Origin of the sequence: Mesorhizobium sp. 2RAF45, assembly GCF_052115225.1 — a bacterium.
Lineage (GTDB): Bacteria > Pseudomonadota > Alphaproteobacteria > Rhizobiales > Rhizobiaceae > Mesorhizobium > Mesorhizobium jarvisii.
The window spans coordinates 235,724-247,462 of the sequence record NZ_JBFRGG010000007.1 but is presented as its reverse complement, the minus strand read 5'-3'; the positions used below and the strand labels follow the sequence as shown (position 1 = coordinate 247,462).

Genomic DNA, 11,739 nt, shown 5'->3' with positions numbered 1-11,739 from the left:
TAGCGCCATCCCCTGGGAATTGCGTAAAAACAAGAAAGTCTGGGAGCTTGCCCTTATGACCTCGACGATTTTGGAGATGCGCGACATCACCAAGACGTTTCCCGGCGTGAAGGCGCTGTCGAATGTCAACCTCAGCGTCGAGGAAGGCGAAATCCACGCCGTGGTCGGCGAGAACGGCGCCGGCAAGTCGACGCTGATGAAAGTGCTGTCGGGCGTCTATCCCGCGGGCACATATGACGGCCAGATCATCTTTCAAGGCCAGGAATGCCAGTTCAAAGGCATCCATGACAGCGAACACAAGGGCATCGTCATCATCCACCAGGAGCTTGCGCTGGTGCCGATGCTGTCGATTGCCGAAAACATTTTCCTCGGCAACGAACACGCCAAATACGGCGTGATCGACTGGGATGCCAACGAGGCGCGCACCAGCGCGCTGTTGAAGAAGGTGGGCCTCAAGGAGGACCCCAAGACGCTGATCACCAATATCGGCGTCGGCAAGCAGCAGTTGGTCGAGATCGCCAAGGCGCTGAGCAAGGAAGTCAAGCTCCTGATCCTCGACGAGCCCACCGCATCGCTCAGCGAGAAGGACAGCCAGGCGCTGCTCGACCTTTTGCTCGAGTTCAAGCGGCAAGGCATGACCTCGATCCTGATCTCGCACAAACTCAACGAAGTGAACCGGGTCGCCGACAAGGTTACCGTCATCCGCGACGGGCGCACCATCGAGACGCTGGCCAAGAAGGATATCTCGGAAGACCGTATCATCACCTCGATGGTCGGCCGCTCGCTCGACGACCGCTATCCGCCGCGCGAACCAAAGATCGGCGAGGTCGTCTTCGAAGTGAAGAACTGGTCGGTCTATCACCCGATCCATGCCGAACGGCAGGTGATCAAGGGCATCGACATCAATGTGCGCAAGGGCGAGGTGGTCGGCATAGCCGGGCTGATGGGCGCCGGTCGCACCGAATTCGCCATGAGCCTGTTCGGCCGTTCCTATGGCCGCCGCATCACGGGCGAGGTGCTGCTCAAAGGCAAGCCGATCGATGTCTCATCCGTGAGCAAGGCGGTCGAACACGGCATCGCCTACGTGACCGAGGACCGCAAGACTTACGGTCTCAACCTGATCGACCATATCAAGCACAACATCACGCTTGCCAATCTCGGCGGCGTGTCGCGTCACAGCGTGATCGACGATCTGCGCGAACTCGCCGTTGCCAACGATTATCGCAAGAAGACCAATATCCGCGCTTCGAGCGTCTATCAGATGACGGGCAATCTTTCCGGCGGCAACCAGCAGAAGGTGGTGCTGTCGAAATGGCTGTTCGCCGACCCGGAATTGCTGATCCTCGACGAGCCGACACGCGGCATCGATGTCGGCGCCAAGTATGAAATCTATACGATCATCGCGCGTCTTGCCTCGGAGGGTAAGGCGATCGTGGTCATCTCGTCGGAAATGCCGGAATTGCTCGGCATCACCGACCGCATCTACGTCATGAACGAAGGCCGCATCGTCGGCGAAATGCCCGCGGCGGACGCAAGTCAGGAAAAAATAATGCGCGCCATCGTTCGGGGAGAAGGAAAAGCAGCATGAGCACCGACAGCGCCCCCGCCCCACAGGGCAACATCGCCGAGGACCAGCGTCCACGCATTGCCGTCTCGGCGCTGACGACGAACCTGCGCGAATACGGTCTCATCATCGCGCTGATCGTCATCATGCTGTTCTTCCAGTTCACCACGTCGGGAACGCTGTTCAAGCCGGTCAACCTCAGCAATCTGGTGCAGCAGAACTCGTTCATCATCGTGATGGCGCTGGGCATGCTGCTGGTCATCGTTTCTGGCTATATCGACCTCAGCGTAGGCTCGGTCGCCGGTTTCATCGGCGCGCTGGCGGCAAACATGATGGTCATCTGGCAGCTCGGACCGCTCAGCAATCCGCTGGTGGTTTCAATCGTCTGCCTGGTCGTGGGCGGCCTGATCGGTGCGGCGCAAGGCTATTGGATCGCCTATCACCGGATACCGAGCTTCATCGTGACGCTGGCCGGCATGCTGATCTTCCGCGGCATCTGCCAGGCGCTGCTGGGCGGCGGCTCGTCGGTAGGCCCACTTCCGGACGGCTTCAAGGCGCTGAGCTCGGGCTTCATCCCGGACGTTATCGGCCCGCTGACGCTGATCCCGCCCACGGTGAACGCCGCCGGCAAGACCATCGTGGGCAGCGGCCTGACACTGCACATGACGACGATCGTGCTCGGCCTGATCGCCGTGGTGGCCTATGCCTATTTCGGGGTGAGGACACGACGCAAGCGCGAGCGCCACGGCTATGAAGCCGAGCCCTTCCCCCTGTTCGTCGTCAAGACGCTGGTCGCCAGCGCGCTGGCGCTGTTCCTGGTCTATGAGTTCGCCAGCTACAGGGGCCTGCCGGTGGTGCTGCTCGTCATGGGCGTGCTGATCTCGCTGTTCGTCTTCGTCACCAAGCGCATGACCATCGGCCGCCGCATCTACGCCATGGGCGGCAATCCCAAGGCGGCGCAGCTGTCGGGCATCAACACCGAGCGGCTGACGCTGCTGGTGTTCATCAATATGGGCGTGCTGTCGGCGCTGGGCGGCCTGATCATCGCGGCTCGCCTTGGCCAGGCAGTGCCGGCGGCCGGTCTGGGCTCAGAGCTCGACGTCATCGCCGCCGTCTTCATCGGCGGCGCCTCGGCGATGGGCGGCGTCGGCCAGGTCATCGGCGCCGTGGTCGGTGGCTTCATCATGGGCGTGATGAACAACGGCATGTCGATCATGGGTGTCAATGTCGACTGGCAGCAGGTCGTCAAAGGCCTGGTGCTGCTCGGCGCCGTGATCTTCGACGTCTACAACAAGAACAAGGCCTGAAAGGGGCAGTTCCAGGAAAGCGCATCGCGGTTTTCCCACAGGAATTGCGCAGAAACAAAAATACCAGGAGCGGGCCGAACCGCTCCGGCGAGGCAACGAGGAAGGCATACGGGTCACATCGCGGCGCTGCCGGCAACCAGCCGGCGCGAAGAAGTTCCCTCAAGGAACCAGGCCCCGCGAGCGCAATCCGAACGGACAATTTCACCCGTGGCATGGGCGACGTCCCAGCCGCGCTTGGGAAGGTTTGCCGCAGCGGCAGCCATGCCAAGGCACATGAGAGAGGATTGATCATGCTGATCTCGCAGATTCTCGATGACGCCGAGACCATCCGCGTCGTTGCCCGCAATGGCGGCAAGACCCGGATCATCAACGGCGCCCGCAGCGTCTATTCGCTGGCGATGGAGGCAGCCCGCACCGGCGTCGGCCTAGCCACCCTGATCGAGCGCAAGGGGCTCGGCGAGGCGGTCGATCTCGATGCCGCCTACAAGAAAGGGCGGCTGTTGTCGCCGATCAATCACCCCGATCCGGCGCATCTGCATCTCACCGGCACCGGCCTGACGCATCTCGGCTCGGCGGCGACGCGCGATTCCATGCACAAGAAGCTCAGCAGCGCCGATGGCGAGGAGCAGCTCACCGATTCCATGAAGATGTTCCGCATGGGTCTGGAGGGCGGCAAGCCCGCCAAGGGCCAGGTCGGCGTGCAGCCGGAATGGTTCTACAAGGGCAACGGCACGATGGCCGTGGCGCCGGGAGCCGCACTCCTGTCACCGGCCTTCGCCAAGGACGCCGGCGAGGAACCCGAAATCGCCGGCATCTATGTCATCGGCGATGACGGCGCGCCCTTCCGCGTCGGCTTCACGCTGTCGAACGAATTTTCCGACCACGTGACTGAGCGGGTAAACTATCTCTTTCTCGCCCATTCCAAGCTGCGCAATGCCTCGTTCGGACCTGAGATCCTGATCGGCGACCTGCCTTCCGACATCGGCGGCACCTCGCGCATCGTGCGCGATGGTAAGACGCTTTGGGAAAAGCCGTTCCTGTCGGGCGAGGCGAACATGTCGCACACCATCGCCAATCTCGAACACCATCACTTCAAATATTTGGCGTTCCGCCAGCCGGGCGACGTGCACGTGCATATGTTCGGCACCGCGACACTGTCCTTCGCCGACGGCGTCAAGACCGAGGCCGGCGATGTGTTCGAGATCGAAGCCGGTGATTTCGGCCTGCCACTGCGCAACCCGCTCGAGATCGAAAAGCCGGTGAAGGTGGCGGTGAAGGCGCTTTGAGATAGCGCCCCTTCCTTCTCCCCTTGTGGGAGAAGGTGGATCGGCGCGCAGCGCCGAGACGGATGAGGGGTGTTCCAGCGAAGTGAGGCGTTGGCGTTCCCTGGAACACCCCTCATCCGACCTCGCTTCGCGAGGCCACCTTCTCCCACAAGGGGAGAAGGAAGAGGCAGCTTCGACGTCTCAATAAATATCGAAGTCGAAATACTTGGCCTGGATCTTCTTGTAGGTGCCGTCGGCGACGATCGCGTCGATGGCCGTGTTGAGCTTGTCGCGCAAGGCGGTGTCGTCGAGGCGCACGGCGATGCCGGCTTGCGTTTCCGTGCCCTTGACGTCGCCGACCAGCTTGCAGCAGCCGTCGCTTGCCTTCTTCAGCCAGTCCACCAGGACGAACTTGTCCGAGATCACGGCATCAAGCCGGCCGTTGGTCAGGTCGGTGATCGCTTCTTCCTGGGTTGGGTAGAGCTTTGCCTCGGCACCTGCCTTGCCATAGGTGTTCTGGGCATAGTCGGCCTGCGTGGTCGAAGCCTGGGCGCCCACCGTCTTGCCGGCCAGGGCCGCCGGGTCGGCCGACGTCAGATCGCTGTCCTTCGGCGCCACCAGCGCGAGCGGGGTGGTGTAGTATTTGTTGGTGAAGGCGACCTGCTTCTTGCGCTCTTCGGTGATGCTCATCGAGGCGATGATGGCGTCGAACTTCTTGGCCTGCAGGGCGGGGATGATGCCGTCCCAGTCCTGGGTGACGATCTCGCACTCGACCTTCATCTGAGCACACAGCGCATTGGCGATGTCTATGTCGAAACCGACAACCTTGCCGTCCGAGGTGATGGTGTTGAACGGCGGATAGGCGCCCTCGGTGCCGATCTTCAGTTTCTCGGCAGCCTGCGCCGACAAAGAGCCGGCGGCCATCGACAACAGGGCGGCGCCTGCCGCCGACAGTATCCGTTTCGAGATCTGCATTTTCTTGTCCCCTTGAGCGCCGCCATCTCGACGGCCGACAAGCCAGCCAAGCATGATGTACCGGCGCAGGCAAGTATCTTGCCTGGCGGCAAAACCGGGGTTCAGCGCGCAGCGCGGAAATGCTTGGAGAGCTTCAGGCCCTGTGCCTGGTAGTTGGAGCCGAGAGCGGTGCCGTAGAGCGCCTGCGGCCGCTTCAGCATGTGCTCGTAGACCAGCCGGCCGACGATCTGGCCATGGTCGAGGATGAACGGCACCTCGTGGCTGCGCACTTCAAGCACGGCCCGGCTGCCGGTGCCACCGGCCGCCGAATGGCCGAAGCCCGGATCGAAGAAGCCGGCATAATGGACGCGAAATTCGCCGACCAGCGGGTCGAAGGGCGTCATCTCGGCGGCGTAGAGCGGCGGCACATGCACCGCCTCCTGGCTGACGAGGATGTAGAATTCGTCTGGATCGAGCACCAGTTCGCCGGCGCCGCTCTTGTGGATCGGTTCCCAGAAATCGACGACATCCTGGGCGGCGCGCTTGTCGACATCGACGAGGCCGGTGTGATGCTTGCCGCGATAGCCGACCAGCCCTTCACTGTTGCCCTTGAGATCGATCGACAGCGCGATGCCACCGCCCGAAATATTCGGCGGCTCGGTGGCGACCAGCATCTGCGCGCGGTGCAATTCATGCAATTCGGTCTCCGAGAGCAGCGCGTTGCCGGTGCGGAAGCGGATTTGCGACAGGCGCGAACCGGTGCGCACGACGATCGGAAAGGTGCGCGGGCTGACTTCCAGATAGAGCGGACCGTTGTAGCCGGCGGCGATCTTGTCGAACTCGTGGCCACGGTCGGTCATGACACGGGTGAAAATGTCGAGCCGCCCGGTCGAACTCTTCGGATTGGCCGAGGCCGAAATGTCCGCCGGCAATGCCAGGCTTTCAAGCAAGGGCACGATATAGACGCAGCCGGTCTCCAGCACCGCGCCCTCGGCAAGATTGATTTCGTGCAGTTGCAGCCGGTCGAGCTTTTCCGAAACCCTGTGGTTGGGACCCGGCAGGAACGAGGCCCGCACCCGCCAGGCCTTGTCGCCGAGCCGCAGATCAAGGCTCGCCGGCTGGATCTGGTCGGCGTCGAGCGCGCGCGGCGACTTCAGCGCGCCGGACTGGAACAGCGCCGAGATGTCCTGATCGGGAAGAATGCCTGTCTGCCGCAAGGCTCCGCTCCTAGGCCAGACGAATTTCCTACCAACAGGTTCTCACCGGAAAACATGGAACATTCTTGCGGAACCTGCCTGGTACAAACCTCTTAATGAAGCCGGCAATTGACGCAAGCGTGGTACGGGTCTAAAGGGTCGTTATCCCGTGGTGATTTGGCCGGTCGGCTTGCAGCCACGTTAAACAAGTCGCTAAAGGACCGTTGGCCGCGAGGCCGTATGGACCGGTTGCGACTTTCGCGGCCGGTTTTTTTGTGTCTGGAACAAAGCGATGAGCAACAAGAAGCGCAACTGGAAGCCTCAGACAGCCCTCGTGCATAGCGGAACCCTGCGTTCCGGCTTCGGCGAGACCTCCGAGGCAATGTACCTGACCCAGGGCTATGTCTATCAAACGGCGCAAGCCGCCGAAGCCCGTTTTAAGGGCGAGGAACCCGGTTTCATCTATTCGCGCTACGCCAATCCGACCGTCGACATGTTCGAAAAGCGCATGTGCGCGCTGGAAGGCGCGGAAGACGCACGCGCCACGGCATCGGGCATGGCGGCCGTGACAGCGGCGCTTCTGTGCAGCGTCAAGGCCGGGGACCATATCGTGGCGGCGCGCGCGCTGTTCGGCTCCTGCCGCTGGGTGGTCGAGACGCTGGCACCGCGCTACGGCATCGAGGCGACGCTGGTCGACGGCACCGATATCGCCAACTGGGAAAAGGCGGTCAGGCCCAACACCAAGCTGTTCTTCCTGGAAAGCCCGACCAACCCGACGCTGGAAGTGGTCGACATCGCCGCTGTGGCTGCGCTCGCCAACTCGATCGGCGCGCGGCTTGTCGTCGACAATGTCTTTGCCACGCCACTGCAGCAGAAGCCGTTGCAGCTCGGCGCGCATATCGTCGTCTATTCGGCAACCAAGCACATCGACGGCCAGGGCCGCTGTCTCGGCGGCGTGATCCTGTCGGACAAGAAGTGGATCGACGAGAATTTGCATGATTATTTCCGCCACACCGGCCCCAGCCTGTCGCCCTTCAACGCCTGGACGCTGCTGAAGGGCCTGGAGACGCTGCCGCTGCGCGTGCGCCAGCAGACGGAGAGCGCCGGCAAGATCGCAGATTTCCTCGCCGAGCAGCCGCAGATCGCCCGCGTCATCTATCCCGGCCGCGCCGACCATCCGCAGGCCGCGATCGTCAAGAAGCAGATGTCGGGCGGCTCGACGCTGATCTGCCTCGACGTCAAGGGCGGCAAGCAGGCGGCCTTCGCCCTGCAGAACGCGCTCGACATCGTGCTGATCTCCAACAATCTCGGCGACGCCAAGAGCCTGATCACCCATCCGGCGACGACCACGCACAAGAACTTGAGCGACGAGGCGCGCGCCGAACTCGGCATCGGGCCAGGAACGCTCAGGCTGTCGGTCGGCCTGGAGGATACCGATGACCTTCTGGAAGACATCGCGCAGGCTCTCAAGGCCGCTAAATAGAGGGTCGTCGAGGTAGGTCGTCCGCGCCGCGATCAGGCGCGCGACGACGCCTCTTCCAGTTCGGCCGCCTTGGTGCCGATGGTCATCGCATTGCCGCGCCAGTCGACGGCGCCGCCGAGCCAGCCGCGCCCCCACATGGTTGGAAGCAGCAAGTCCCGCGCAATCATCGCCGCGACCGTGCGCGGCGAAAGGTGCCAGCCCTTGGACCAGGCCAGGGCGCATTCCGCGAGATAAAAGGCCGCCAGCACGGCGATGGCCGTCAGCGGCAGGCTGAAGCCGGCGCTTGCCGCCGCAACCAGCGCAAGCGCCAGCGGCACCACCGCGCCGGTCAGGATTTCCGGCGCGAAGAACCGTGGGAAGGTGACGCGGCGCAAGCGCGCCCAGCGGGCCTGGCGCGACCAGATCGTGCCAAGCGTGCGTCGGCCAAGCGGCTGCTCGAAGGGTGCCGCGACGAGATTGACGCGCAGGCCAAGCCCACTGACCAGCTTGGTCGCGGCGGCGTCTTCGGCGATTTCGGCGGCCAGCGCGCGGATGCCGCCATTGGCATCCAGCATCGGCTTGTTCCACAACATGCTCTTGCCCTGGGCAAAGCCAAGGCCGAGCGCCTCGCCGGCATATTGCCAGCGCGCCTGCAGCGTGTTGAGGAAGGCGCATTCGACCTCGGCCCAGAAGCCCTCCGGCCGCGAACCGATCGGTGTCGAGCAGACAAGGCCGGTGTCCGGCCGCCACGCCGCCATCAGATGCTGGACGTAGTCTCTCGGCATCAGCACGTTGGAGTCGGCCAGGACAACCCAATTGTGCCGCGCGGCTTCCCAGCCCTTGACGCAATTGTTGAGCTTGGGATTGGCGCTGACGCGGTCGTCGCCGATCAACAGCCGGGCCGGCACTTTTGGAAAGCGGCCAATGGCGGCACGGATCAGCCTGACCACTGGGTCGTCTCCATGAGCGACGCAGAAGATCAGCTCGTAGCGGGGCCAGTCTAGCGAGAAGGCGCGCTCCAGCGTCTCCTGCGTGAACGGCTCGACGCCGCGCGAGGGTATGACAATCGATACCGGCGGCGATTTGCCGGCCGGCGGTGCGATCGTCGTGCGCCGTCTCAGCTGTGAGGCGGCGAGAAGGATACTTGCAGTGTTTGAAAGGATAAGAGCAGTCGAAAGCGAGGCGGCTATGAGAGCGAGTTCCATCGAGATCTGGTCACTCCAGAAGAGACGGCCCGCATCGTGGCCGTTTTCAACAGTTCGACAGAGCGCGGAGTCGCCCGGTTCGTGCACACCACCATTGTCATGTGTCACTTAAATGACATTCTTTGCCGGCACCTGCGTTTCAAGACGAGGCGCGACAAGACGCGCACGTTGACCTGCTCGCCGGGAGCGCCGAAAGGTTCTGTTGGTTTGAGCATGATCTTTTCCGAAAACCGGTTCCCACTTTTCGGGATCATGCTCTAGATTGTTTTGGAGCCGCTTATGTACCGCGCCGTCACGCGCAAAATCGAAGTGCAGGTCAGGCCGTTCTATCTCGAGGACCGCTCCGATCCTTCCGAGAACCGCTATGTCTGGGGCTATCAGATAACGATCGACAACCAGTCGGACGAATTCGTGCAGCTTCTGTCGCGCTATTGGCACATCACCGACGGTGCCGGCCGAGTCGAGGAAGTGCGCGGCCCGGGCGTCGTCGGCGACCAGCCCGAACTCAATCCCGGCGACAGCTATCAATACACGTCCGGCTGCCCGCTCTCGACGCCCTCAGGCATCATGGTCGGGCACTATACGATGCGCAACAAGCGCGGCGAGACCTTCGACATCGCCATCCCGGCGTTCTCGCTGGATCTGCCGGGGACGCGGCGGACGGTGAATTAGCGTCCTTCTCCCCGTTCCACGGGGAGAAGGAATGGCTTTACTGTGCGGCAAATTCCGCCGGATCGAAGTCGTACTGTGTCGAGCAGAATTCGCAGGCGACGTGGATGCCGCCATCCTCGGTGCTGTCCTCGATCTCCTGCGCGGAGAAGCCCTCGAGGATGCCGCGGATCTTGTCGCGCGAGCATGAGCACTGGTCGGCCACGGGAACGCCGCCGAAGACGCGTACGCCATGCTCGTGGAACAGGCGATAAAGCAGCCGTTCGGCACCGATCGTCGGGTCGATCAACTCGGTCGGCTCGATCGTGCCGAGCAGCGCCAGCAATTCCTGCCAGGAATTGTCCGTGGGATCATGGATCTCCTCGCGTGGATCGCCGTCGCCGCCGTGCAGGTCCGGAACGCGCATGCGCTCGGGCGATTGCGGCAGGAACTGCGCCAGGATGCCGCCGGCGCGCCACTGCTCGCGCGCCCCGCCGACGCCTGGCGTCAACAGCTTGGCGACCGAGAGCCTGATATCCGTCGGGATCTGCTCCGACTGGCGGAAATAGGTGCGCGCCGCGTCTTCCAGGGTTTCGCCATCGAGCTGGACGATGCCCTGATAGCGCTGCGTATGGGCGCCCTGGTCGATGGTCAGTGCCAGCACGCCGCCGCCGAGCAGCGTCTGCTGGGACGTTTCGCCTGCGGCGACCAGCGCCTCGAGCCTATCGGCATCGAAGCGCGCATAGGCGCGCAGCGCCGACGGCGTGGTGAAATCCGCCACCAGCATGTCGACCGGCCCATCGGTGCGGGTCTGCAGGATGAACTTGCCCTCGAATTTGAGCGAGGTGCCGAGCAGCACCGTCAGCACACAGGCTTCCGCCAGCAGGCGGGCGACCGGCTCGGGATAATCGTGGCGGCTGAGAATGGCGTCGAGCATCGGCCCGAGCTGCACGGTACGGCCGCGCACGTCGAGCGGGCCGACCTCAAAGGGCACGACATGATCGTCGCCGGCATAGCCGAACTCGCCGAGTTTGGGGTGATGTTCAGTCACTTGATGCGTTTCCAACATGACAAAGCTCCAGGGCGCGGCCATGCCGCCCCCTGGGGTGCATGCGTCCAAACGCGCTTGATTTGCGTGATGCGGCGCAGATAGGCATCGCGCCCCCGCAGATCAAGCGCCCGGACCTTTCAAACTCCAAGCCACCTCAAGCCCCAAGACACTTCAAGCCCCAAGACACCAGGCAAGCACCGCCTTCTGGGCGTGGAGCCGGTTCTCGGCCTCGTCGAAGACCACCGAATGGGGTCCGTCGATAACCTCGTCGGTCACTTCCTCACCGCGATGCGCCGGCAGACAGTGCATGAACAGCGCATCCGGCTTGGCATGCGCCATCAGCTTGGCATTGACCTGGTAGGGCGAGAACACGTTATGGCCGCGGGCGCGATGCTCCTGGCCCATGGACACCCAGCAATCGGTGACGACACAGTCGGCCTGGTCGACGGCTTCCTCGGGCGAGCGGGTGAAGTGCAGCTTCCCGCCATGGGCCTTGGACCAGTCGATATGCTTCTGCGCCGGCTCGCTGCCTTCCGGCACGGCGACGTTGAGGTTGAAGCGGAACCGCGCCGAGGCTTCGAGCAGCGAATGCAGCACATTGTTGCCGTCGCCGGTCCAGGCGATGGTCTTGCCGGCCACCGGACCGCGATGCTCCTCGAAGGTCATGATGTCGGCCATCAGCTGGCACGGATGGGTGTCATCCGTCAGCCCGTTGATCACCGGAACCGTGGCGTTCTCGGTCAGCTCCAGCAGCCGCTCATGCGAGGTGGTGCGGATCATGATCGCGTCGACATAGCGCGACAACACCTTGGCGGTGTCGGCGATGGTCTCGGAGCGGCCAAGCTGCATTTCGGTGCCGGTCAGCATGATGGTCTCGCCGCCGAGCTGGCGCATGCCGACATCGAAGGAGACGCGCGTGCGCGTCGACGGCTTGTCGAAGATCATCGCCAGCACCTTGCCTTCGAGCGGCCGGGTGCGCTCGCCGGCCTTGAGGCGCGCCTTTCGCACCACCGCGTCGTCGAGCATGACGCGCAGGTCGCCCTCGGAAACGGTGGAAAGATCGGTGAAATGGCGAACTGACATCAGC

General features: G+C 63.3%; 10 protein-coding genes and 1 riboswitch. Of the genes, 5 read left to right on the top strand and 5 right to left on the bottom strand.

What is annotated here, in order from left to right; genetic code table 11:
* Positions 1-55: 55 nt before the first annotated feature.
* The 3 genes from mmsA (at position 56) to araD1 (ending at position 4,157) form a co-directional block, all read left to right on the top strand.
* Complete coding sequence (gene mmsA, locus AB4Z43_RS20490; RefSeq protein ID WP_038644461.1) at positions 56-1,588, top strand: multiple monosaccharide ABC transporter ATP-binding protein; 1,533 nt, start codon at positions 56-58, stop codon at positions 1,586-1,588.
* The gene (gene mmsB / locus AB4Z43_RS20485; protein WP_019863148.1) at positions 1,585-2,871 is read left to right on the top strand and encodes a multiple monosaccharide ABC transporter permease; all 1,287 of its coding nucleotides are present in this window, start codon (positions 1,585-1,587) and stop codon (positions 2,869-2,871) included. The genes mmsA and mmsB overlap by 4 nt, the downstream gene beginning before the upstream one ends.
* A 290-nt stretch (positions 2,872-3,161) precedes the next feature.
* Complete coding sequence (gene araD1 / locus AB4Z43_RS20480; RefSeq protein ID WP_441938815.1) at positions 3,162-4,157, top strand: AraD1 family protein; 996 nt, start codon at positions 3,162-3,164, stop codon at positions 4,155-4,157.
* Between the two features lie 180 nt (positions 4,158-4,337).
* Here the strand turns inward: araD1 and AB4Z43_RS20475 are convergent, their stop codons facing one another.
* Both AB4Z43_RS20475 and AB4Z43_RS20470 read right to left on the bottom strand, forming a co-directional pair.
* On the bottom strand, positions 4,338-5,111 hold the full coding sequence (locus AB4Z43_RS20475; RefSeq protein WP_027047736.1) for an ABC transporter substrate-binding protein: 774 nt from the start codon (positions 5,109-5,111) through the stop codon (positions 4,338-4,340).
* Between the two features lie 101 nt (positions 5,112-5,212).
* Positions 5,213-6,307 (bottom strand): 2'-deoxycytidine 5'-triphosphate deaminase, encoded by a 1,095-nt coding sequence (locus AB4Z43_RS20470; RefSeq protein ID WP_019863145.1) that lies wholly within the window; start codon positions 6,305-6,307, stop codon positions 5,213-5,215.
* 138 nt (positions 6,308-6,445) lie between these two features.
* A riboswitch (SAM riboswitch) is annotated at positions 6,446-6,523 on the top strand.
* 55 nt (positions 6,524-6,578) lie between these two features.
* Between AB4Z43_RS20470 and AB4Z43_RS20465 the strand changes: the two genes are divergently transcribed.
* Entirely contained in the window at positions 6,579-7,769 is a 1,191-nt protein-coding gene (locus tag AB4Z43_RS20465) for an O-succinylhomoserine sulfhydrylase (protein WP_019863144.1), read from the top strand.
* A 32-nt stretch (positions 7,770-7,801) separates the two neighbouring features.
* On the opposite strand, the gene AB4Z43_RS20460 is transcribed toward AB4Z43_RS20465, so the two are convergent.
* Positions 7,802-8,953: a ceramide glucosyltransferase gene (locus AB4Z43_RS20460; protein WP_441938814.1), complete on the bottom strand. Its 1,152-nt coding sequence runs from the start codon at positions 8,951-8,953 to the stop codon at positions 7,802-7,804.
* Positions 8,954-9,232: 279 nt separating this feature from the next.
* Here AB4Z43_RS20460 and apaG point away from each other — a divergent pair, with 279 nt between their 5' ends.
* On the top strand, positions 9,233-9,625 hold the full coding sequence (gene apaG, locus AB4Z43_RS20455; RefSeq protein WP_019863142.1) for a Co2+/Mg2+ efflux protein ApaG: 393 nt from the start codon (positions 9,233-9,235) through the stop codon (positions 9,623-9,625).
* Between the two features lie 37 nt (positions 9,626-9,662).
* Here the strand turns inward: apaG and AB4Z43_RS20450 are convergent, their stop codons facing one another.
* Complete coding sequence (locus tag AB4Z43_RS20450; RefSeq protein ID WP_081296126.1) at positions 9,663-10,694, bottom strand: Hsp33 family molecular chaperone; 1,032 nt, start codon at positions 10,692-10,694, stop codon at positions 9,663-9,665.
* Positions 10,695-10,823: 129 nt separating this feature from the next.
* The gene (argF, locus tag AB4Z43_RS20445) at positions 10,824-11,735 is read right to left on the bottom strand and encodes an ornithine carbamoyltransferase (RefSeq protein ID WP_019863140.1); all 912 of its coding nucleotides are present in this window, start codon (positions 11,733-11,735) and stop codon (positions 10,824-10,826) included.
* Between the last annotated feature and the right edge of the window lie 4 nt (positions 11,736-11,739).

What these genes read in the sequence shown, in the direction of transcription:
- AB4Z43_RS20450 (WP_081296126.1), bottom strand. Translation starts at nt 10,694, where the DNA reads ATGGCCGCGCCCTGGAGCTTTGTCATGTTGGAAACGCATCAAGTGACT.
- mmsA (WP_038644461.1), top strand. Translation starts at nt 56, where the DNA reads ATGACCTCGACGATTTTGGAGATGCGCGACATCACCAAGACGTTTCCC.
- argF (WP_019863140.1), bottom strand. Translation starts at nt 11,735, where the DNA reads ATGTCAGTTCGCCATTTCACCGATCTTTCCACCGTTTCCGAGGGCGAC.
- AB4Z43_RS20465 (WP_019863144.1), top strand. Translation starts at nt 6,579, where the DNA reads ATGAGCAACAAGAAGCGCAACTGGAAGCCTCAGACAGCCCTCGTGCAT.
- AB4Z43_RS20475 (WP_027047736.1), bottom strand. Translation starts at nt 5,111, where the DNA reads ATGCAGATCTCGAAACGGATACTGTCGGCGGCAGGCGCCGCCCTGTTG.
- araD1 (WP_441938815.1), top strand. Translation starts at nt 3,162, where the DNA reads ATGCTGATCTCGCAGATTCTCGATGACGCCGAGACCATCCGCGTCGTT.
- apaG (WP_019863142.1), top strand. Translation starts at nt 9,233, where the DNA reads ATGTACCGCGCCGTCACGCGCAAAATCGAAGTGCAGGTCAGGCCGTTC.
- AB4Z43_RS20460 (WP_441938814.1), bottom strand. Translation starts at nt 8,953, where the DNA reads ATGGAACTCGCTCTCATAGCCGCCTCGCTTTCGACTGCTCTTATCCTT.
- mmsB (WP_019863148.1), top strand. Translation starts at nt 1,585, where the DNA reads ATGAGCACCGACAGCGCCCCCGCCCCACAGGGCAACATCGCCGAGGAC.